Origin of the sequence: Stieleria sedimenti (genome assembly GCF_025060895.1) — a bacterium.
GTDB lineage: Bacteria > Planctomycetota > Planctomycetia > Pirellulales > Pirellulaceae > Stieleria > Stieleria sedimenti.
The window spans coordinates 58,369-79,682 of sequence record NZ_JANZKV010000042.1 but is presented as its reverse complement, the minus strand read 5'-3'; the positions used below and the strand labels follow the sequence as shown (position 1 = coordinate 79,682).

The window sequence follows — 21,314 nt, the reverse complement described above, 5'->3', positions numbered from 1 at the left end:
TGTTAGTCCTTCCTCACGAAGATCTTTTTGGCAGCGACGGTCAAATTGCCTTGATCGTCACGTTTGGCAGTGCCCTTGACGACGACGGTCGACAACTCTTTGACTTCCAAAAAGTCGCGAGCGTCCTGAGTCACTGGCTTGCCCGCATCGTCGACGATTTTGACGGTGGCAATGTTCTCCTTCACGGCGTCCGTCTCGCAACAGTAGTCCCACGGCGTCGGACAGCCTTCGTCAGGAGCACAATACGGAACCTTTGTATCAACGATGGTGAATGCCGCCAAGCCTTTGACAAACGGTTCGCTCGATCCGCCGATCAAACCGACCAAGGTGATTTCCTTGCCGTCTTCGGCTTTCTGACGTGCTTCGCCAACCGGGACCGCACCTGCCGGTTCCGTCTCGGCCTCGTATTGCGTCTTGCCGGACTCCAAGTCGTACCGGTTTTGGCTCGGCCCATCGGCAACCGTGGCACCGTCCTTGCATCCAATCATCGCAATCGACAATCCTACAACAGCAAACGACATCAAAAGTTTCATCTCAAATTTCTCCAAAGAGGGTTTCTGTAAACACATCTGCAATCGCCTCAGACTGCTTTCAAACTCGTTGCGACCTCCGCTCGCAACGCCTTCAATGCCGGAGGCAACGCACCGACGACACCTAGCAGCAATCCAACACCACAACCGATCAAGATCGCCACGCTGTCGATACGAATCGTAAAAGCGCCCATGGTGAAGCGAACCGCCATTCCATTGAGCATCGTCAAAGCAACCACGCCGGAGAGCAACGATCCGGCAGCCGCCAGCAATACACCTTCTTGAACCAAGCTGATCAAGATCGCCCGACGTCGATATCCAACCGCTTGCAAGGTTGCGATTTCGCGAATTCGTCCAGCCACCGCGCCGTACATCATGTTCAACCCAGCAAAAATCCCTGCTCCTGAAACCAGCACGACTACGAACCATGCCAACACGCGGACCGGTTTGTAGTGCTGCTGAAGCGAAGCGTAGTAGTCCGTCTCGCGGATCGCTCGCAGTTCAAGGTCGGTGCGTTCCTTACAAAACAACTCGACTTCCGCCGCCGAACTTTGCGGCGTCAGCAGCATCGCAACCAAACTCAAATCCTGCCGTTTGGTAGCTGTTTGAAAGTCACCCAACTTGCACCAAATCTCCGACTCGTAGGCAGCACCGCCTGCGGCAAAGCGACCACTGATCTTCCAACGCCGGTCTTCAAATTCAATCATCTGACCGATGGCCATTGCGGCATCGGTGCTGCCCAATTTGGCGGCGGCCAAGCGACCGACCATCACTTCCCCGTCGCCGGGCCAGTCGCCATCGACCAGTTTGACACGGCGGCGGACCAGCGGAGTGGACAGCGTAATGCCGCGAACGAGTCCCAAGCCCCCATCGCCCGCGTCCGTCTTCACTCGCGTTCCCAGATAAAGCTCAGGCGAAACAGCTGTGACGCCGAATCGCTTCGCGGCTCCATCCAAACTCGCCGTCAGCAGCGAAGGCGTCCGAGCTGCGATCGACGAGTTTTCAATATTCTCTTCGGAGTTGACCGAATACACCAAAACCACGTCCTCATCACCACTGACGGTCAATGATTGCTCCAATCCTCGGATGAACCCGACAACGACAAAGACCAACATGACAACCGTCGCCAAAGCGAGCAGCGTCAATGCCGTCCGCATCGGCCGCCGAGCCAAGTTGCGAACACCGTATTCCCAGGGAAGTAGCATTAGATTGATGATTTCAGATTGGTGATTGAAGATTGATGACGAGCAAAGAATGAAGAACGAGGAACAGGTTTCTCCATTCCCCATTCTCTATTTCCTCTAACTAACTCTTCGGCTTGGACGTAAACGTCCCCTCGGGACTCACCATCTTCGTCGGTGTCTTCCCGATGCTCTCCATGATCTCCCAGATCCCCTTGGGGCTGAGCCGGACTCCCGTCTTGGGAATCAGGGTTACGGATTGCTTTTCGATGTCACACTGAACTTTGGCGACATCATCGACCTCGTCAAAGCGTTTCGTGATTTTCTTCACGCAGCCGCCGCACATTTCACCCACCGTCATCACGGTGTTCGATTTTGTACGGTCGGCGCTAAACGCGCTCGTCGGCATCGCGACGGCGGCAAACGTCATGACAGCGGCCAACAGGCTCGCGTTTCGGACTAAACTCAACATGCCAAGACTCCTTCTGGAAAGGCAAACTCAAAAACAAAACTCGTACGCGACCATCGCGCACGAACCCGTAGCGGACGCCACCAAGGCATTCCACCACAGACGGGAATTCGCTATCTCGTAGCGGAAACCGACAAGGGTTTCAGCAATGAACGGAAACTCGCGATACGTCGAAATTCTTGGCGAATTCCGCTACCGACCACGATTCTAAAGAGACGGATGAAACAACGAGGGTCGCGGGCGAGTGAGGCTCTCAAGCCAACTCGGCACGCAAGTTCGTGATCCGTTCAAATCAACCAAGATTGGTGCGCTGTGCGCGCATCCCTACCGCATCTGTACCGCGGCCTAACCTTCGGTGCCCAATCGCGAGATGCTGACGACACACTACGGGGCGCATCAAGTGAAATCATTGTTGACGGCAAGACACCGACCTGAATCGTCTTCACCGCCAGCGGCAGAGCATCCGACTCACTGATGGCACCATCGCACAAGCAATCTTGGCAATCGCATTCACCGGTGGGCACTGGTTCACCGGCGGGCATTGGGCCGGAAGCATCCGAGCCACTCTCGCATCCATCCTGCGAACAGCATCCGCACGATGCGGTTTGCGAAACATCACCATTGCCGCTGCTGACCTGGCAGGCAAAGCAACGAATTGGACACGCCATCAGAGCGGCGATCAGCAAAACGGTGAGGGTCGGTCGAAACATACAAACAGATTAGCTGAAGGCGGATTCTACGTAAATACTAATTCGGATGTCTCAGCGCGTCAGCTTGATCGTTTCACTGGCCGAACACTAGGAAACGTTGGGTTTGGCGTCCTCCTCGAATTTGCTCAGGATTGCGAAAAAATTTCTCCGGGCCGGAGTTGACCGAGGCCGGTGGCAGGTCCGTCAGCACCATGGCATAGAAACGGGCCAACCACGCTCCCCGCAACAACTCGCCGGCCATGAGCGATTGCGGTGTCCAAAATTCCACTCGCGGATATTCGTCTCGGTTGAGCATGGAATTCCCGGCAGTAGGCCACTGTCCGATCGACGCCAAACGAAGATCGTCCAGCGATGTCAACTGCGGATCGTTCCCACCTGGGACGCGCCGAAGTCTATCGAGCCGAGTTGCCAGGGCAGTGGTGTCAATCTCGATCGGTCGCATCGAACCGACCAACCCGATGATTGGTTTGCTCGGGTCCATCTTTCCCCACCACAATGTCGTCTCGGGAAACACGGTTGCGAAGGTGTCCGCGATCGTCGTGAATTCGCGCTCGCCCATCTGATAGATCGGCAACCACTGACAGAATAGACCTCCCTTTTCAAGACGTTTGGCCGCCGCTGCATAATGCTCTTCGGTGTAAAGGTATCCGGTCTCACTTTCCCAGGGCACGAATAGGTCCGACACGATCACGTCAAACTTTTTACTTGTGCCCAACAGGAAGTGCCTGGCATCGTCGGTTGTCACATGCACGCGATCGTCTTCCAAAACATGATCGTTTCGATGGCCCAGTTCTCTGGCGGCGGCAGTCACGTCGGCGATCAGTTCAACGATCTCGATCGTTTCGGTCTCTGGATGCTGGATCGCACCGGCCGCGGTCACGCCGGTGCCCATGCCAAGAAATAGGACGCGTTGCGGATTGGGATGCAACAACATTGGCAACCGAGCTTGTCGGCGCTCACGCGTCGCCGCGGCTCCGGTGCCACCGAGGCGATAGTGCAAATTCTGGCGAATGTACCAAGCCTCGCTGTCTTTGCTGCGAGTCACGTCAATCCAACCATAGGCCGACTCGCGCCTCGTTAAAAAGACCTCGTCAGGGTCGCGGCCCAACAATGACCAGGACGACGACGCGAAGCCAACCCCAACGACGCACAGCCCTCCGAAAGCAATCGCAACCGACCTCCCGTAGCTGAAAGTCGCGTGATGACCGGAAAATCGGGCGGGCGCGACAAATCCCGAAAGCAACGCGATCAACAGCAACAACGCCGCGACAACCAGGAAACCACCCCACAGGCCGATCGTCGGCAACATGACAAAGCTCGCCGCAAGCGACCCAAAAGCCGCTCCCACCGCGTTGACCATCGCAAGCGTTCCCACGGCTCGGCCCGTCGAATGGCTCCTCGCCATTACCTGCCAAGTTGCCGGAAAGATCATCCCGCAGATCGTGACCGGCAGCATCACATAGGCAAACACCAATATGAAACCGCGCAGCAAATGACCAACAAAGGTCTCGCCTGAAACGAAGTACTGCAATCGTGTGATGTTCACAAACAAGGCCAAGCACAAGCAGCAACTCACGGTAGCCGCGATCCCGCACCAAAACAGAATGGCATCGGGCTTGACGCGACGCATCAGCATGGCCACTAACGCAGCACCCACGGCCAACGCCAACAGGAACACGGCAATCACATTGCCGAATGTGTAAGTGCTGTTATGAAACACCAATGAGAATAATCGCGTGTACAGAATCTCAAGCGCCAACGTCGCAAAGCCACTGATCGCGGCGATTGCAATCGCGACTCTTTTAGTAGCGGAAGCCGCCAAGGCTTTCGGCGTCCCTGATCCCTCGACTCGCCCCTCCGACCGATCACCCCCCGCAACTTCTACAACTCGCCTCTGCGACACCCCGATCGCAATGACTCCCACCAATACACCGACCCCGGCCGCGACATAGCTGCTCCGAGCCACCCCCACTTGGACCAACAACAAATAAGTGCAGACCAGCGTTCCGGCCATCGCACCCGCCGTGTTGAGCGCATAGCCGATCGCGGCGCTACGGGTTGGGTGATCTGACACGCGAGCGAGTGCCTGCGACATTAGCGGCAAGGTCGCGCCCAGTGCCACTGTCGCAGGAAGCAAAAGCAGCATGCCGATGCTTGCTCGACTAGCAAACTGCCATGCCATGCTCTCGCTCGACATCCACGCGACGATAGCTTGCGACTGCAACACACTCAGCAGCGTCGGAACGCAAATCGCCCAAGCCGCCGCAGCGATCTCGAGAACGCCAAACCACCGCAACGAACTTCCCGACGCCGAAAGCCGACCGCCGACGCAGTACCCGATCGCCAATCCCAGAAACAGGCTCGCCAGCACGACGCTGCCCGCCAGAACCGTGTGCCCGAACAGCAATCCGGCTTGACGCGTCCAAGAGATTTCGTAAACCAGCGTTGTTGCCCCGGAAACGAAAAACAGCAAAAGCAGCGGCAGCGTCGACGCTACGCCGAATCGTTTCGTAGGCATCTATCGTCCTTGACCATTAGTAACTCAGTGCAATATTTATTTGTCTTGGATAGTGTCGTCAGAGTGTACACATTGTGCCGTCAGTTCGACATCGCTCGCTCTTCGCACCAGACACCGTGAATCTTCGGAAACGCCGCAAAACACGCGTTTCCTGGGGAATGGTCTCCAGCGGCACGCCACTTGCGATAAGTGGTCGAAGTCGTCCGTCCCTAATAACTTACAAGCGAGCCAGTCCAAATGAACCGAATCATCCCTACTATCGGACTTCTTGTTGTCGGCTTCGCTCTGACGACGACCTCGGCATCTGCTCAGCACTACGGTTATGGACATGGTCAACATGGGCACCACGCTCACTACGACCAAGGATTTTATCATGGTGGACACAGCCACCACAACGACTTCCACGGTGGCTATCACCCGACAGACTTTTTGACCTACCCAGTTCATCCGCCCACCAATGTTTACACAGTTCCTGTTTACCGCGAACAGGTGTATCTCGATGCACCAGAGAGCGATTTCTACTGCCCGAATTCAGGCTACTGCCCCCAAGCGGCGTACGGGATCGGTCAGCAATACGCGCCGGTGCCGTCGCATAGCCAACTGAATAATTACGCCATTGGGCCAACGCAAGGCTTGAACGATCCGGCGCACGACGGGCATGATCACTCAGGACACGATCACGCTGGTCACACTCATTCCAATCTCGGCAACGCCTACGCATCTCCGTCGCAACCACAGGACCGGAGTTACGTCCCCGCACCTTCTCTGGATCAATCGCCTCAGTTCCAGCCAGCGCCTCAGCAGCAGCCCAACAGCTATTCCGGCATTCGCCCGAACTCACCCAACTCATCGCCAAGCCTACCGGAACGCAGCGAAGCACCCGTCCAAATGGACGGGCCTCCGCCTCAGATTTGAGATGCAATCCACTAGCAAGCGGCGTGAAGCAATCATCTCGCAGATGTTCGACGTATTCTGACGTGCCAACGGGCGTAGAGGCCAATCGCCTTGATAGAGATTTCCGAGTTGATCGCAATCACGCATCACCGGGTCAGCAGTTCCAATATGCGCGCCGAGTGATTGGAGACGTCCGCCGATCGAATCGGAATCAAGGGGCACCTCGCTTTCGGTTCCCACCAATTCAATCACGGGCCGAGCTGAGTCTGTCTGTAGCCAGCCGAACGTGACTTTTGGAAAGACCACCGCAAGGCAGTCAGCAATCAGCCAAAACTCACGCGTGAAAGTTTTAGGAATTGGTTGAGGGGATTCGTCGGAGATTTCGCACGTTCTTTTGTTCGCGGATCACGTTGATCTGGAACAGTCGAAAAATCCCGCAACAAAAACAGATTCACTCATGTACAACACGAAAAAGCTCCTCCCCGCACTCGCGCTCGTCGCCGCTCTCACATTCGCCTTGGGCGCTGAAGCAAAAGCGCAATTTGGTCACGGTTGGGGACACGGTCATGGTCACAGCGGCCACGTCTATCAGCCGGTGGCGCCTTCGCATTGGGGTCACGGACATCAAACGCACTACCCCAGCTTCGGTTGGCGTCACCCGACTTACCACAACACCACACACCTTGATTACCACGCTCCGCAAATCTCTCGGCATGGCAACCACTTACACGTTCAGCCGAGACACTACGACGTGCATCCGACCGGTCACTGGGATCACTAAAATGTGTTGAGTGTTCAAACGTCTCAGCCAGCTTTCTCAGCCGACTATTCGTTGGCTGGGGCGGTTTTCATGGCGAATAGGCTTGCCAATGGCATTTTCCCTAGAAGCCCAACGTATCCACGCCAGTTTTTGCACAACTCAATCGAATCTAACATCCGCCAAGTCAAAACAACCGAGACTAATGGTTGACCTCTTTCCCCTGGCTCCCGAGTTTCGACGACATCGGAAGCAATTCAAACCGTTCTCTGGAGCCTCCCTGTGAAATCTCAACTTTTATTTGCCGCGTGCCTTTTCGCAATGACGACTACGGCCTCGGCTCAATTCAGAATCCAAATCGGCTCTGGTCACGATCATCATGGTCATGGCGGAATCGTCCAGCCGCACATCGACCATCACGAGCACATCATCCGAGATCGCCACGGGCACGTAACCGGCCGAGAACATCATGACGTCGTTCACAACAGCTGGTCGCACATCGTTCCCAACACCATTCGTGGTTACTCAACGGGCCGGTACTATGTGCAAGGCAATAACTACTACTACGCACCACCTGCTGGCCAACATGTGGCAGCACGTCCCGCGATCGTTCCGTTCGGAGGATTTACTCAGTACAGCGATCTCTCCGGGCGGCTAGAAACTCTGGTGAATGAGATGTTGCTCGACCTCCACTACAACTATTCTCACAATCCTGGATTCGCAGAAACGTACCGCGAAGGCTACGAACTTCTGGGGGTGGCAAAGTTCATTCATGCCGCCGAGCACAACAATGACCGCGAAGCGATGCGTTCCAAGCTTCTCGGGACGGACCGGCTGTTTCATCACATCCAAGACGACGTTCGAGGTTGGACGAGAATTCATCACCGCCAAATCGGCACACTCGGTCTCATCTCGAAAATGGAAATTGCCGAATCCACTTTGCATCACTTGATGAACGACGTTGGAGTCTCCGAATCGGGCCAGGCTCCGCAGCCAACTTCTGCAGCGGGCGGAGGAGTAGAGCAAGCTCCGCCTCCACCCGGCATCCAACAGGGATACTCACCAATGCAGGGCGCACAGCAAGGCTATGTTCCACAGCAGGGTGTTCCTCAAGGTTTTGCCCCGCAGCGTGCTCCCGCCCAAAATTATGCACCTCAGCGTAGCGAGCCAAGCGCGGCTCCACTGGGCAATTCACCACCACCGCCTACCGTTGAATAGCACCACGACCGAACCGCCGTCAGGCGAATGGCCAACTGTGTCCGTTCGGTGCGTTGACATGCCGACAACCTCGAACCGATGACGAATGCAAGGCCCGCCAATTTTCGCTCGCATTCGAGCGCATGGCGTAGCGACACCTGAGGCATCAAGTGAAAACCAAGTCTATTGCCATGAGACAACCTGTCGGTTCGAACGCTCGCAAGCGCCGAATGCGTTTTACACTTCGCACGTTGTTCGTAGTCGTTTCTGGTTCGGCGATCGTAATCTGGTGGGTCCTGGTTCCGACACAGAAAGTGAATTTGTTTTCAGTTGAAGTCAACTTTGGGAAATCCGAGTCGGCTTTGGCGATGGTTAGTCAATTCGAGAAGAGCGAATCCTGGCGCCGATCACTCGTGCGTCACCTTGCAGGTGGCAAGCAAGTAACTGCCGTCAAGTCCAAGACCGAAGTCTCGGTTGAGCCCATCTCTTTCAGTGACATCGTTTTTGGGCGCCGAAGATTTGCAGTCGTGCAGGGACATGACGTATTGGCTGCCGACGGTAGTAGGCATCAAGGGTTTTCGACAGCGTAAGGATCGATCACTCATTGGGGTATCGAACCTCGCCAAGAATGACGCGTTTGGATTGGTGCTCTCCCCCAATCGCAGCAGCGGAGAAGTCATGCATAAGAATGCATTCTTGGACTTGTTCATCATCAGAGAAGCCCCATGCCATTGCCGATTACCGGCGTGTTGTCATGTGGCCGCCACAAAACTGCTCATGAGTTCAATCGCTAAAAATTGAATCAACATCGCTACTCTCCACTGGTAAGAAACTTGATTCGGTCACCAACCGAGGCCACGACTGCGGTGGCCTCGGAATCAATTCTTATACTCGACTCAGTGGTCGTGCCGCACTTCAAAACCGCTCTGTTTGAGCCAGGCCACCAGCTTGTCCGCATCGTCGTGACTGGCCAGATGGACATCACGCCAAATGGGTGCTCGAAATTTGATGTCCGAGTGCCCGTTGTGCTTGTCGACACGAACATCAACACCAAGACGACGCATTTGATCGATGAACGAAGCTTCATTCGGCGATCCATCACCATGGACCTGCCTCCATGGCACCAGCCGAAACTCGACGACTTCGGTGCCCTTCGTGTAAACAGGATCGGTGTGGCCGTGAGAAACATCGAATCCCGATGCCGCCAGCCACTTCGACCAATGCTCGGCTAGTTGGTGAGTTTTGACTTGCATGCTTTTCCAGTTCGCACAGCGATAAGTCACGTCGATGTGACCAGCATGATTGCCTTGCTTCACCTCGCAGCCGAGTTTTTTGACGGTCGCCGCGTGCTGGGCCGCTTTATTGGCATCATCGAAGTGCATCGACTTCCATGACGGCAAGTGGAATGCGAGCACTTCACCGCTGTGATTGTGGTCGCCGTGGCTCGCGCGATCGTGTCCAGCGTGCGAACCACCATCATGCGAGTGGCTTTGCTGTTGTGCCCGTGCGGTGCCAACAGTTGCTACCAATGCGGTGGCCGCAGCAACGGCAAGCAGATTCCGCGCAAGTTTCGATATCGTCTTAGTCATTTGGTTGATCCTTCGATTCGTTGTTTGTTTGATTGTTGGTCAGCGCATGCGCACAGCGCGCGCGCTGGAATTCGGTTTGAGAAAATGAACTCCAATTCCCTGGAGAGAGACGCAAGTCAATTGACGCGGAATATCGACCGCATCAACGAAGCGTCGCTAGATTTGCCAAGACTGCTGCAGCGCGCAAAGCTGGCTGGCAGGGTGACAGCGGGGCAGAAGGCGGTCGATTCGATCGATGGCAAGCAATCGTCGAACATCCACCGAGAAACAGGGTGGCAACGTCGACGCGAATACTCCGCCATCCGCATATTCAGCAGATTTCGATTTCGCGCCGACAAACTTACAACTCCCCTGATTGCACTGTGGAGTGTGATCGCATGGTTGCCGGGCGTTACCCGAATCGGTGCCGCTATGGTGATTGTCCGCACCGTGTTGGTGCTCGTGATCATGGTCGTGCGCCTCGAGATCGGCTCCATCACCACAAGAATGGTGGGAACACATTGCGGACGCATCGGAGTGATGATGATGCAAGCAACACCCTAGGAAAACGTGCGCGCTAAACGCGACGATCGTCAGGCAATGGATGGTGCGAGCAAACACGTGCTTTGATTCTCCAAAGGTAAGAGACGGTGGATTGTTGGGAGTTCGCAGGGCGCGGTCGATCTCAATCGATGATCGTGATAACTCGAAGACGTCGCAAGGATGCTCACTGCAATGCTGAGGCTGGACTTTGGTTGCATGGTCTGTGCCAACCGGCCGAGAAGAATGAGTTGGCCTGGATCCCCCAACGTAAATCCCACGTCATTCGCCCACTGAATCGTCGTTACTGTACCTAAGAGAAAAAGCTTCGGGGAAAAGTCTTACGCGTGCGTGTGATCGAATGCCGGCGCCGCCGCGCGATCCTTTGGAACACACGGTTGTGCTCGCATTGATGGCGCTATCGTGAGCTTACCGCCGAAAACGTTGCAAAAACGCGTTTGGCATGGGGCATGCGTGTTTCACAGTCAGTTTCCTTCCAGCCGCTCGACCGAGACGGTTCACTCACTCGAATGGAGTTAATTCATGTTGAAAAAGAAAATGCTGTTGCCTGCCGTCATCCTCGGATTCGCCGCCACATTTGCCCTTAGTGGCGAAGCCAATGCTCAATGCGGATACGGATTGGGACAGGGTGTCGGACATGTCGGTTACGGCCAAGTTTACCGTCCGACTACCCGTTCCTATTTGGGGCAGGGCTACCAATCCTATCGCCCAAGTTACGGTTACCGTCAGCCGGTTTACCACGACACAACCCATCTTGATTATCACCGGCCACAAGTCATCCGTCACGGTCGCCACTTCCACGTGCAACGAGGGCACTACGACGTGCACCGAAGCGGTCATTGGCATCACTAGTCGACGGGTATCGGGGTGTCTCCGTCAGCAACGCGTTGGCGGGGATACTGCCGGTGTTAATGCTCTTGGCGTTCCTGTGTGACTCGAGTCCAACAGAGGTGCAAAGCAACCCCGACGGCGATTCCGCAACAAAAATACACGATTCCAAAGGGAAGTTCGGTGTGCGTGAGATGGGCGAAGAAACTCATTTTTCAATACACCAGAGGTAAAAGGTCTTATCGGCTTTGGTTTGGGCAACGACATTTTACGCTTTGAAGGCTTTCAATGCGACCTGCGACAGAACCGCACGACGATCAAAATCTCCCTTCCGAATAAGCCTGTGCAAATCGAAAGAAAAATGAACATTAGCTGCTATTTCAAACGCTGCTTCATGGCAGTGCTCACAATTGCTGTTTGTGCGACCGCATCGACTGAGTCCTACGCTCAAAGTCTATCGAATCGCGACCTTCGCAATATCGACGAGTTGGCAAATAAATTGATCGGATACACAGAGGAACTTCACGATGAGTTCCATCATCATTTTGAACGAGTGCGTCATGCCGAGAAGTTGGATTCCGATGTGACGCGTCTGGAGGAAATCGCGAAGGAACTGCACGCGTTCTCGCACGACGCTCCCAGCGCCGAAGCCACTATGAAACGTCTGCGCGCCGATGCCAATGAACTGTTGCAACTTTCCTGGCAGATCGAGCGGACGGTTGCGCTTGCAGAAAGCTGGGTACGAACCAGCGATGAGAGGCGGGGAATTGCTCACATGCGAGACGTCTCCAGAGACGTCGTCCGAACCGTTTTCCGAATTGACGACTATCTACCAGTCGACACTGATGTGATTGACGGACAGCTTGCCCGCCTTGAAAACACTGTCAAAGTTCTACATGACGAATTTCACGAGCATCTGGAAGGCTACGAGGTGTCTCGACACTTAGACGAAGACCTGGAAAGTCTCGAAAAATCCGTCGAGCACATGCACGACCTCGCCCACAACAAGCATTGGGAAAACGTCGACTTGCCGCACATCGTGCATGACATTCATGATGTCAAAGACGCGACACAGCACATTGAGGAGCTCTTCGTCCGCCAAGCGAGAATTGGTGTGCGGACTCGTGATTTTGTTGGCATCGAGCATTCCCGTGACGCGATCAGCGACGTGTTGGCGTCGATCCGATTGCTGGAGCACATGATTGAAAAAGCGAATCCGCGGGGCCACACCACATTTCATCGTCGTGTACATCGGGACGTTCACGACCGATACCGAGCGCACCGCGTCGATCCATATCACGATGACCATCGGAGCTATGATCCGGAGCGATACCGATACGGATATGATTCGCACCGCGCGCGGTATCCGCGTCATTGAGCGGCCTTGAAACGATCTGTCGAAGCATTGAGTTCCCCCAGTTGCGGGAATAGCATGGCATACACACGCAAGGCCGTTGAACCGGCCCTTACTGCTCTTTGGGCCAGCCGCTTTCCAGCACGGCTTTCATCGCGGCCAAGGTCTCCTTGCCTACGTGGTGTTCAATTCCTTCGCTGTCGACTGCCGCAGACTTCTTGCTGACGCCCAACTTCCGGAGAAACTGTTCGACGATCTGGTGGCGACGGCGCGATTTAGTTGCCAAACGTTTACCCGCTGGCGTCAAGAAGATCGGCTGGTAGGGCTCGGTCATGACCAATCCATCTCGTTTTAGGCGTGCGACCGTATTGCTTACCGTTGCTTGCGTGACCGCGAAATGCTGGGCCAAATCGGTCGAACGGCATGCACCCCGCGCGTCCGCTAATTCGGCAATCGCCTCCACGTAGTCTTCTGCAACTTCTGTGGCATGATCATCCCTCGTTCGCTGGTGTTTCGTCTCCGACAAGTTGTCGTCCTCATTTCTTTAGGGCGCATTCGCTGCCTCAAGCGAATCGTTGGCAAGTATATCGGAAATTGCGAACGCTCGAAGGTGGGCTACATCGCCGTTGCTTTCTGACTTCAGATTTTCGCGATCCTTCCTGTTGACGCTAAAGTTAGCCTAAGCTAAATTTCAGCCAAGTTTAGCAGAGGCTAAGTATAGTAGCTGAGGCTAACTTGTTCTTTCCTTGGTCTCGTGATGACGGAGTACGCGTTGTGAATGACAGCCGCCGCCGAGAAACTGGCTTCCGCAGATGCACCCATCAAGGCGGATTTACCCTTGTGGAGTTGATGGTCGTGATCGCGATCATTGGGATCTTGATTGGCCTATTGCTTCCGTCCGTGCAGGCGGCGCGCGAAGCCGCGCGACGAATGCAGTGTCAGAACAAGCTCAAGCAGCTAGGCTTGGCCATGCACAACCACGAAAGTGTGAAAAAACACTTTCCCGCTGGCGTCATCCGCAAGAAATGGGATCAGCAGCCCACATGGTCGGAGGGCCATTGGGGTTGGGGCGCTGTCGCAAATCTGTTGCCCTACCTGGAGGAAACGGGACTCTACGGAAATCTACGGCTCGACATGCCACTTCTCGGCGCGCCACCGACCTTTCCAATTCTGGACGAGCACACTGAGCTTGTGGACAAGTCCATTCCCGTCTTGTTGTGCCCGAGCGATCTCGGGACAGTGCTTGATTTCAGGTATGCGCCGGAGAATTATTTCGCCTGCTTGGGCAGCGGCTTGGCGAGCCCGAAGACTGCGGCGGGGAGTGACAAAGATGCGGACGGAGTCTTTTATGCCAACTCGTTTACAAAGACTCGCGATATCACCGACGGCCTTTCCAATACGTTGGCAATATCCGAATCGATCATCGGTCCAGGCGGTGCTGGTCCAGACGGGTTTGTGACATCAACTAGGCCCGTTCACACAGAAGACTATTGGTCAGCACTGATGCCGTGGGTATCTCCAACGCTTTCAGATTCTGCCTGCGCTGGAGCGACATCATTCGGTGTAACACGTGGGAATGCGTGGGCCCCATCGAGTCACTTGAGCGGGTTTTTCAACGCATATCTGCCTCCCAACAGTGACGTTCCGGACTGCATGGTGCATTTCAGCTTCTCACCAGGTTGGATCGCAGCGCGCAGCCGTCATTCGGGCGGCGTCAACGTGCTGCTCTGCGATGGAAGCGTGCGATTTGTAACCGATTCGATCGATTTAGATCTGTGGCGTTCGCTAAGCACGCGGGGCGGTCACGAAGTGATCGAAGGTTTCGAGTGAGCGTGGACCAGCCTAGGAGAAAGCAGCATGCCAACTTTATCTGAAACGGTCGACGTAGCGATCGACTCGGTCGCGCGAGAAAGTGAGGCAACTAAGGAGCCTGGTCACGACGCAAAAGAGCCACGCAACACGGAACGAGCTCCGAAATCCGTGACACGTTGGCCACGAGCGATCCTGTTTTGGTCCATGTGTTTGCTGCTGAGCGCGGCAGGCCATTGGGTGTATGTCACAGTTCGTACGATTGATCGGAACGTATCGAGCGAATCCTATCGAGCGCCCGGGCGTGAAATCTCCTGGGTAGGTCACGGGTCCTTAGAGGAGTCCGTCGATCGTGCCCGATCAAACACTACAGTCACTATGTTGACCGAGCATCCAACTGCTTTGCCGTTTTCGCTGGTCTGGTTTGGGGTTGGAATAAGTCTTACGCTGCTTGCGACGATTTCGGTGTGGTCATGCCGATGGGTGAGCGACTCAGGGATTCAGTCGCTCGTCGGATTGCTTGCTGGTCACGCGCTTTGGATCGGCACGATCGAAATCGGACTGGACCTGGCCTCGAGGCGTCTCGGCCTTGCGGGAGCGATCGACGTGGTCAGCGGGCGGACAGCGGGTGTCCACGGGTCTGCCGTGCTGATCCAGTTGTCGTGCATATTTCTATTGCCGATTCTCATCGGACTTATGTTTCACGATTCGAATCGGTGTGTGGTCTTTCAGTGGTTTCGTAGACGCCTGCCAATCTCCAACAGTGCGAGTCCATCCGGGCGTATCGACAACTACGCACCTCGCACCATGATCCAGTTTTTCATGACGGTCTGGGTGTGTTACGTGGCAGTGCTGTGGATGGCAGATCCGTCACTTGGATTCTTGAGCCACGTCGCTCTGCTTATGACGCTGGTGTCAATTGCAATCGCAACGCCCTACATGATCTGGAAGACCGTTTCACAAACGACGCCCGCAAGAATGCTTCGCTACAGCGTCAGTGGTGCTGTGGTCACATGGACGGGAATCGAAATCGCATCAGCAACGGGGATGATGAGCGAACCGTGGCTGCGTGAGTCGGCCACAAGTGGCGTGATCTTCGTTGGCGGAAGCGTGTTGCTGACGGCGATGTCTGCCGCGTCGCTGGCGCCAATGCGGAAAACCACAACGACAATGGTCCAATAGAGATGATCCTCAAACAATCAACGCGCCTCCTCTACCTGGTGTTATTGGGCGTACTAGGATCGCAGGTGGGATGCGATTCCGTTCACGAGGAACGCCTCGTTACTGCTGATGAACTGGTCGCGGAAATCGATCGACTAAGTGGTGCAGTTCACGCGATGCCGCCCGGAGCAGTCGATGCAGTGTTACGCGCGTTGAATTCCGTAGATCCAACGATGCGCGCTGAAGCGGCGATGTCACTCGGCAAATCGAATCGGTTGACTCAACCGATTTCCCGTCAGCTCGAAATCCTAGCGATCAACGACACGAACCCTATCGTTCGTGCCGCAGCCCTTTCGGCATTGTTTGAGCACGGAACACCGTCTCGTGAGATGATCGAGCTTGCCGAACACCTTTGTAGCGATCCGCAACTAAGCTCGCTGGCTACCCGGCTTTCGACGGAGAAGAAGCAAAGACGGTAGGGTGGGACCGGAATGAAGCGTTTGTAAACACCAGGATTCGCCGACCGTAATCCGCAAGGCTTGCCCAATCCAGTTAGTTCGCAACACCAAAGTGGTTTTTGTGCGGAAGCCGATGCGGGAACATGGTCTCGATAGACGTGCGCAAAAGGACCGTCGAGAGACATTTGTAGCCGGTGCTAAACCTGAGCCGATAGAAGAGATTCAACACGTTGAACGAAATGGAAGTCTTTCAATGACACGGAATAGCGGATTCTGCCGATTGCGTTGTCAAGCTGCAGACCAAGCAATGTTCGGGGTTGCGTGCAGTCTCTTTTTGCTGACGGCAACGCCCACTTGGGTCTATGCCCAATCGTATTGCGCCGGGTATGGCTGTGATTCTTCAGAATGTGCTTCTGCGCATGCTCGCAATTGCACGTGCAAATCCTGTTCACGTGGCACGCTATTCCTATGGAGTCGCGTTCCAAATGTCCGTGGCGGTCCAGATCTTTGTGCCCCGCTGGTAACTGACCGTCCTGATTTTACAGAGGCTAGTTCCACCGTCGGTTTGGGTGTCGCGCAATGGGAGGTCGGGTACACCTACACATTTGATGATGATGGCGCGACGTCAGCCAAGTCACATTCGTATCCCGAGCCTCTGCTGAGATACGGAATCCTTGCCGACTGGCTTGAAATGCGTGTAGGCTGGAATTATTCCGACGAAGAAGTGGGTGGTGTTGCCGCCGACGGTAGCGAAGACCTCTATCTCGGATTCAAAATAGGATTGACTCCACAGGATGGAATCCTACCGGAGATGGCTCTAATCCCGCAAATGACTGTTCCGACAGGCGATGACGCATTCTCAGCCGACGAAGTGCTACCAGGATTGAACTGGATTTACGGTTGGGAGGTGAACGACTTCGTTTCCACTGCTGGAAGCACACAGTTCAACCGCGCGATTGACGAAGGAACCGGCGATGCGTTCACGGAGTGGGCTCAATCATGGACCTTCGGCTACTCGCTTACCGACAAGATTGGAGCGTACACGGAGTATTTTGGGCTCTATCCAACGAGCGCTGACACGACGGTCCCCGAGCACTACTTCAACGGCGGTTTCACCTATCTCGTTTGCGATGACGTTCAATGGGACATTCGCGCCGGAACAGGCCTCAATGATGCGGCTGACGACTACTTTGTTGGTACAGGGCTTTCGCTTCGATTCAAGTAGGCGGGTATGGTGTAGCGGCGCGTTCCAAGCAGACGTAGACCATTACCGATTACCAACAGTGACGCTCCCATATCGGCAGCGATTGCGGCCCAAAGACTGGCAAACCCCAAGAAGGTCAGAATTACAAACAGTGCCTTCACCGCCAGTGAAAAACCGATGTTCTGGCGGATGATCCGAAGCGTGCGACGCGAATGGTGAATTAGCCACGGCAGTTTGGAGAGTTCGTCGGACATCAGTGCAATGTCGGCCGTTTCGATGGCTGCATCACTACCCGCGGCTCCCATTGCCAGTCCCAACGACGCACGCGCCAGTGCTGGAGCATCGTTGACGCCGTCGCCAATCATGGCGACGTATTCGTGCTGTTCGACTAAGCGTTCGACGGCTTTGACTTTGTCTTCGGGTAGTAGCTCGGCGTGGACTTCGTCAATTCCTGCTTCCGCTGCAATCGCTTTGGCGGTGCCTTCGTTGTCGCCGGTCAGCATCACCAGTTTCTCAACCCCGGCTGCGTGCAACTCGCGAATCGCGTCGCGGGTTTCTTCACGAATTGCGTCCGCCAGCGTTATGAAACCGCAAACATGTTCATCATTGCCAACAACCACTACGGTTCGCCCCGCTTCCTGTATCGACTCAAGTTGTTCGTGAACCTCAGGCGTTTCTTGGCCGCGTTGTTCCAAGTAGCGATGCGACCCCAGCCAAAAAGGCTTGCCATAGATATGTCCTGACGCTCCCTTACCTTGAATCGTTTCAAAGTTATCGGCAGCGACCAGTTCAATATCCCTGCGTTTCGCTTCGTCAACGATCGCACGTGCCAGAGGATGGTTGCTGTTGAGTTCGAGTGCACCGGCTCGCATCAGAAGTTCGGCTTCGTTGTGACCGTTCATCGGCACAACATCCACCACGGCAGGCGCTCCCTGTGTGAGAGTACCGGTCTTGTCCATCGCAATCGCCTTCAGTTGAGCGGGCAACTCGATGAACACGCCACCTTTGATCAGAACCCCATTTCGGGCAGCAGCCGCCAAGGCAGCCACCACACTCACGGGGGTTGAAATCACGAGAGCACACGGGCACGCGATGACCAGCAACACAAGCGAACGGTAAAGCCATACGGACCAATCACCACCGAAAGCCAACGGCGGGATCACCAGCATCAGCAACGCGACAATCATCACCACAGGCGTATACACCGCCGCGAACTTCTCGACCCACTTTTCCGATGGAGCACGCTTGGAACCGGCATCGCCCACCATCTTGATGATCCGAGCCAGCGTTGTATCGTCAGCGGCTTTCGTCGTTTCGATTTCAAGTATACCGTCACCATTGATCGTTCCGGCAAACACTTCGTCACCGGGTTCCTTTTCAACGGGAACGCTTTCTCCGGTGATCGGAGCCTGATTCACGCCGCTGATGCCAACGAGAACTCGACCATCAAGCGGAATCTTTTCGCCGGGACGCACGACGACCGTGAAGCCAACCGGCACGTCCGCCGGAGCCACGTCACTGATCTTCCCGTCTTCGTCTCGAAGGTGAGCCGTAGGCGGTGACAAGTCCATCAGCGAAGCAATCGCACGCCGCGCACGGCCAACGCTCGATGATTCAAGCAACAGTGAAACCGAAAACAGAAACGCGACCGCAGCCCCCTCAAACCATTCACCGATCGCAATCGCCCCGACAACTGCGACGGACATCAATAAATTCAAGTCCGGCCGAAGCGCAACCAGCGAATGCCACGCCTTGGGAAGCACCAACAGTAAACCGGTCGCGATGCTGATCAGATAGAAGCTGATCGCAATCACTGGGAGGCTTTCGTCCGCTTCGCCTAGCGACAACTGCAATGCCAAACCGATTCCGCCTGCCACGCCACTGATTGTCGTCATGACTGTGCGTTGGTTGCGTTGCCAAAACGTCAATTCACCGTCGCGGTCCGGGGCATCGTCCCAGACCTCAGCACGCAATCCGGTTCGCTCGATTACGGCCAGCACGTCACCCTGCGTCACATCGGCACCGTCAAGATTCACCGTCAACTTGCCGTTAAGCAGGTCAAATCCAAGCCGATCATCGCTACCGACCAGCGGAACCAATTCCCGCTTCAAGATCGAAACTTCTTCGGCACAGTCCATCCCGTGAATACGAAGGCGTAATCGTTGGTCTTCTGATTGGTTCATTCGTTTTTCTCTTCCGTTTCAGCGTTTGATGGGTCAACCTTCCAAGCATCGCGTCCCGCCTCAAACGCCTCCCACGCACCATACGGCACGATCAACAAGGCAGCCACTGGGTCGGCCCACCACCAACCTTGCCACTGAACCAAGCCGATACCAACGAGCACGACGATCGTTTGGTACTCGCAGATCATCGTGTCAATCGCGTCGTACTTCAGCGTCGGCGAACCCGTTTTCTTGCCGTAGTGATACTTGCCCCATGCCAACAACGGTTTGACAAACAACGACACCAACAAGATGCCAATGCCCCACCATGACGTGTCCGATTTTTCACCACTGATGAACTTGCTGATCGCTTCATAGCAGATGAACAACACTGCGATCGTGAACGCAGCGGAAAGCACCGACAGAGCGATCTTTTTTGCGTTTCAAGACTTGGCGTTCGGAAATACCCTGCACCTCACCACCGAGCCGCCAGATCATGAACGCCGCCAAGTTTCCTTCAACGATGCTGTCCACGCCCCAACTGATCAGCGCGGAACTGCCGGTCATGAATGCGGCGGTCATCGAGATGGCAACCTCGGCAACGTTGTAGGCCAGACTGGCGACCTCGACGTACATCCCACGTCGAATACCTTGCTTCCTGTTTGACTCATCTGTCACGCCGATGCCTTTCCGCCATTTGCCAAATTCAATTTCATGATCGTGAAGCCACTGGCAGGGATAGCGGGCATCCGTCGCATGTCGATCGCCAGCTCCTGTTCGGGAACTTCGTACTGGCAGTAGTTGACTAGCAAATCCAAGGCCACTTTCATCAGTTCGATTGCGATCGGTTCGCCGGGGCAGCGATGGTTGGTGGCGTAGTCTCCGCCGCCCTGTGGGATCAGGCTGAACGGACAGCGTTGCCAGTTCTTGAACCGGTCTGGATCAAATTTGTCCGGCAACTCCCAAATCCTTGGATCATGATCCGTGCCATACAAATCCAGCAGCACCTTCTGGCCTGCCGGAAATCGGTAGCCATTACACACGAACGACTCGCGAGTCTTCGCGCCGGCGAATGGAAAGAACGGATAGAACCGGCGAACCTCTTGGGCAAAGCACTGCAAAAGCCCGTCTTCACCGTCGGCAATTCGCTGACGGTATTCCGGATGCTGGTGCAAGGCGTGAGCGGACTGGACAATGAAGGCCGACACGGCGATCGTCGGACGAATCACATTGTTCAGTTCAACGGCGGCAACATGCGTCGAAAGTTGATTGCCGTCAAGCTCGCGATGGAGTGCGATGATTTCAGCGGCGGAGTTCTTTGGCGGCTGATAGTCGGCGCGACGGACTTGCTCGATCAGCTCGCCCAGCCACGCGTTGGTCTGCTTGCGTGCGATTCTGGCGTACCAATGCTTGGGACCGATGTTGGCCGCGTAGTCGAAAAGCGACGCAAGCTGCGTCGTGCGTCGATCTACGTCCCCGTCCGGCAGCGGGACTCCCGCCCACCGACAAACGGCAATCGTGATTATCTCTTGAACCTGCCGATACAGCAGAACAGAGTTCATCTTGGTCCATTGAACCAGTCGCTGCTGAAACACGTCGCGAAAGGTTGCGGCCAATTTGTCGACTCGCTCGTGCCGAACGATCGACATGAACATGGCTTTACGATGCAGGTGTGCCTCGTCATCCAAACCCTGCACTCCGCCTTGGCCGAACAACGTCTTAGCAATATGCGATGGAGAGACGCCCTCACGCGAGAAACGGCTGGTGTCATAGAACAACTTCGCCGCTTCCTTGCCTCTCATGCAGATGACTTTCTGCAACAGCAACCGGGTGTGGAACACATCGGTTTCCAGTCGATCGCAGGTTTTGGTGATATACCGATAGGGGTCGCTCAAAAGCGATAGCGAATGGTCCAGTCCGCCATGTTTCGGTATTCGAGTCATTTTTTGTTTT

At 55.2% G+C, this 21,314-nt stretch carries 20 protein-coding genes; 10 read left to right on the top strand and 10 right to left on the bottom strand.

Annotated elements, in window-relative coordinates; translation table 11 throughout:
- Nucleotides 1-2: 2 nt before the first annotated feature.
- From NZK35_RS06565 to NZK35_RS06550, 4 genes are all read right to left on the bottom strand, one after another.
- Entirely contained in the window at nt 3-533 is a 531-nt protein-coding gene (locus tag NZK35_RS06565; RefSeq protein WP_259631785.1) for a hypothetical protein, read from the bottom strand.
- Nucleotides 534-580: 47 nt separating this feature from the next.
- Nucleotides 581-1,735 carry an ABC transporter permease gene (locus NZK35_RS06560; protein WP_259631784.1) on the bottom strand — a complete coding sequence of 385 codons (1,155 nt, stop codon included), beginning with the start codon at nt 1,733-1,735 and terminating at the stop codon, nt 581-583.
- A 100-nt stretch (nt 1,736-1,835) separates the two neighbouring features.
- Complete coding sequence (locus NZK35_RS06555) at nt 1,836-2,183, bottom strand: heavy-metal-associated domain-containing protein (RefSeq protein WP_145214828.1); 348 nt, start codon at nt 2,181-2,183, stop codon at nt 1,836-1,838.
- Nucleotides 2,184-2,963: 780 nt separating this feature from the next.
- Nucleotides 2,964-5,408, bottom strand: a complete 2,445-nt coding sequence (locus NZK35_RS06550) for a fused MFS/spermidine synthase (protein WP_259631783.1) — start codon at nt 5,406-5,408, stop codon at nt 2,964-2,966.
- 237 nt (nt 5,409-5,645) lie between these two features.
- Between NZK35_RS06550 and NZK35_RS06545 the strand changes: the two genes are divergently transcribed.
- The 3 genes from NZK35_RS06545 (at nt 5,646) to NZK35_RS06535 (ending at nt 8,846) form a co-directional block, all read left to right on the top strand.
- Nucleotides 5,646-6,323, top strand: a complete 678-nt coding sequence (locus NZK35_RS06545) for a hypothetical protein (protein ID WP_259631782.1) — start codon at nt 5,646-5,648, stop codon at nt 6,321-6,323.
- A 1,018-nt stretch (nt 6,324-7,341) separates the two neighbouring features.
- The gene (locus NZK35_RS06540) at nt 7,342-8,277 is read left to right on the top strand and encodes a hypothetical protein (RefSeq protein WP_145214834.1); all 936 of its coding nucleotides are present in this window, start codon (nt 7,342-7,344) and stop codon (nt 8,275-8,277) included.
- Nucleotides 8,278-8,447: 170 nt separating this feature from the next.
- On the top strand, nt 8,448-8,846 hold the full coding sequence (locus tag NZK35_RS06535; RefSeq protein WP_259631781.1) for a hypothetical protein: 399 nt from the start codon (nt 8,448-8,450) through the stop codon (nt 8,844-8,846).
- Between the two features lie 306 nt (nt 8,847-9,152).
- Here NZK35_RS06535 and NZK35_RS06530 read toward each other — a convergent pair whose 3' ends face one another.
- A complete protein-coding gene (locus tag NZK35_RS06530; protein ID WP_259631780.1) occupies nt 9,153-9,845 on the bottom strand; it encodes a hypothetical protein in 693 nt (230 codons plus the stop codon).
- Between the two features lie 84 nt (nt 9,846-9,929).
- Between NZK35_RS06530 and NZK35_RS06525 the strand changes: the two genes are divergently transcribed.
- The 3 genes from NZK35_RS06525 (at nt 9,930) to NZK35_RS06515 (ending at nt 12,591) form a co-directional block, all read left to right on the top strand.
- Nucleotides 9,930-10,388: a hypothetical protein gene (locus tag NZK35_RS06525; protein ID WP_259631779.1), complete on the top strand. Its 459-nt coding sequence runs from the start codon at nt 9,930-9,932 to the stop codon at nt 10,386-10,388.
- Nucleotides 10,389-10,907: 519 nt separating this feature from the next.
- The gene (locus NZK35_RS06520; RefSeq protein WP_259631778.1) at nt 10,908-11,237 is read left to right on the top strand and encodes a hypothetical protein; all 330 of its coding nucleotides are present in this window, start codon (nt 10,908-10,910) and stop codon (nt 11,235-11,237) included.
- A gap of 370 nt (nt 11,238-11,607) precedes the next feature.
- On the top strand, nt 11,608-12,591 hold the full coding sequence (locus NZK35_RS06515; protein WP_259631777.1) for a hypothetical protein: 984 nt from the start codon (nt 11,608-11,610) through the stop codon (nt 12,589-12,591).
- Nucleotides 12,592-12,679: 88 nt separating this feature from the next.
- On the opposite strand, the gene mntR is transcribed toward NZK35_RS06515, so the two are convergent.
- Nucleotides 12,680-13,093 (bottom strand): manganese-binding transcriptional regulator MntR, encoded by a 414-nt coding sequence (gene mntR / locus NZK35_RS06510; protein ID WP_259631776.1) that lies wholly within the window; start codon nt 13,091-13,093, stop codon nt 12,680-12,682.
- A gap of 248 nt (nt 13,094-13,341) precedes the next feature.
- Between mntR and NZK35_RS06505 the strand changes: the two genes are divergently transcribed.
- From NZK35_RS06505 to NZK35_RS06490, 4 genes are all read left to right on the top strand, one after another.
- The gene (locus tag NZK35_RS06505; protein WP_259631775.1) at nt 13,342-14,397 is read left to right on the top strand and encodes a DUF1559 family PulG-like putative transporter; all 1,056 of its coding nucleotides are present in this window, start codon (nt 13,342-13,344) and stop codon (nt 14,395-14,397) included.
- 357 nt (nt 14,398-14,754) lie between these two features.
- A complete protein-coding gene (locus NZK35_RS06500) occupies nt 14,755-15,558 on the top strand; it encodes a hypothetical protein (protein WP_259631774.1) in 804 nt (267 codons plus the stop codon).
- A gap of 2 nt (nt 15,559-15,560) precedes the next feature.
- Nucleotides 15,561-16,016 (top strand): HEAT repeat domain-containing protein, encoded by a 456-nt coding sequence (locus NZK35_RS06495; protein WP_259631773.1) that lies wholly within the window; start codon nt 15,561-15,563, stop codon nt 16,014-16,016.
- A gap of 112 nt (nt 16,017-16,128) precedes the next feature.
- Nucleotides 16,129-17,220 (top strand): transporter, encoded by a 1,092-nt coding sequence (locus tag NZK35_RS06490; protein ID WP_323379615.1) that lies wholly within the window; start codon nt 16,129-16,131, stop codon nt 17,218-17,220.
- Here NZK35_RS06490 and NZK35_RS06485 read toward each other — a convergent pair.
- The 4 genes from NZK35_RS06485 to NZK35_RS06470 form a co-directional block, all read right to left on the bottom strand.
- The gene (locus NZK35_RS06485; RefSeq protein ID WP_259631772.1) at nt 17,181-19,382 is read right to left on the bottom strand and encodes a heavy metal translocating P-type ATPase; all 2,202 of its coding nucleotides are present in this window, start codon (nt 19,380-19,382) and stop codon (nt 17,181-17,183) included. The two genes, NZK35_RS06490 and NZK35_RS06485, sit on opposite strands and share 40 nt — an antisense overlap.
- The gene (locus NZK35_RS06480; RefSeq protein ID WP_259631771.1) at nt 19,379-19,750 is read right to left on the bottom strand and encodes a cation diffusion facilitator family transporter; all 372 of its coding nucleotides are present in this window, start codon (nt 19,748-19,750) and stop codon (nt 19,379-19,381) included. Before NZK35_RS06480 ends, NZK35_RS06485 begins: the two co-directional genes overlap by 4 nt.
- Nucleotides 19,734-19,943, bottom strand: coding sequence for a hypothetical protein (locus tag NZK35_RS06475; RefSeq protein WP_259631770.1), 210 nt, complete (start codon nt 19,941-19,943; stop codon nt 19,734-19,736). Before NZK35_RS06475 ends, NZK35_RS06480 begins: the two co-directional genes overlap by 17 nt.
- A gap of 92 nt (nt 19,944-20,035) precedes the next feature.
- Nucleotides 20,036-21,304 carry a cytochrome P450 gene (locus NZK35_RS06470; RefSeq protein WP_145214859.1) on the bottom strand — a complete coding sequence of 423 codons (1,269 nt, stop codon included), beginning with the start codon at nt 21,302-21,304 and terminating at the stop codon, nt 20,036-20,038.
- Nucleotides 21,305-21,314: the final 10 nt, after the last annotated feature.

Bases quoted from the DNA above. Each gene is read 5' to 3' on its own strand.
- NZK35_RS06535 (WP_259631781.1), top strand. From the start codon at position 8,448: ATGAGACAACCTGTCGGTTCGAACGCTCGCAAGCGCCGAATGCGTTTT.
- NZK35_RS06485 (WP_259631772.1), bottom strand. From the start codon at position 19,382: ATGAACCAATCAGAAGACCAACGATTACGCCTTCGTATTCACGGGATG.
- NZK35_RS06525 (WP_259631779.1), top strand. From the start codon at position 9,930: ATGAACTCCAATTCCCTGGAGAGAGACGCAAGTCAATTGACGCGGAAT.
- NZK35_RS06565 (WP_259631785.1), bottom strand. From the start codon at position 533: ATGAAACTTTTGATGTCGTTTGCTGTTGTAGGATTGTCGATTGCGATG.
- NZK35_RS06495 (WP_259631773.1), top strand. From the start codon at position 15,561: ATGATCCTCAAACAATCAACGCGCCTCCTCTACCTGGTGTTATTGGGC.
- NZK35_RS06490 (WP_323379615.1), top strand. From the start codon at position 16,129: ATGCGGGAACATGGTCTCGATAGACGTGCGCAAAAGGACCGTCGAGAG.
- NZK35_RS06500 (WP_259631774.1), top strand. From the start codon at position 14,755: ATGTTGACCGAGCATCCAACTGCTTTGCCGTTTTCGCTGGTCTGGTTT.
- NZK35_RS06550 (WP_259631783.1), bottom strand. From the start codon at position 5,408: ATGCCTACGAAACGATTCGGCGTAGCGTCGACGCTGCCGCTGCTTTTG.
- NZK35_RS06555 (WP_145214828.1), bottom strand. From the start codon at position 2,183: ATGTTGAGTTTAGTCCGAAACGCGAGCCTGTTGGCCGCTGTCATGACG.
- NZK35_RS06560 (WP_259631784.1), bottom strand. From the start codon at position 1,735: ATGCTACTTCCCTGGGAATACGGTGTTCGCAACTTGGCTCGGCGGCCG.
- NZK35_RS06520 (WP_259631778.1), top strand. From the start codon at position 10,908: ATGTTGAAAAAGAAAATGCTGTTGCCTGCCGTCATCCTCGGATTCGCC.
- NZK35_RS06475 (WP_259631770.1), bottom strand. From the start codon at position 19,943: ATGACCGCCGCATTCATGACCGGCAGTTCCGCGCTGATCAGTTGGGGC.
- NZK35_RS06515 (WP_259631777.1), top strand. From the start codon at position 11,608: ATGGCAGTGCTCACAATTGCTGTTTGTGCGACCGCATCGACTGAGTCC.
- NZK35_RS06470 (WP_145214859.1), bottom strand. From the start codon at position 21,304: ATGACTCGAATACCGAAACATGGCGGACTGGACCATTCGCTATCGCTT.
- NZK35_RS06545 (WP_259631782.1), top strand. From the start codon at position 5,646: ATGAACCGAATCATCCCTACTATCGGACTTCTTGTTGTCGGCTTCGCT.
- NZK35_RS06530 (WP_259631780.1), bottom strand. From the start codon at position 9,845: ATGACTAAGACGATATCGAAACTTGCGCGGAATCTGCTTGCCGTTGCT.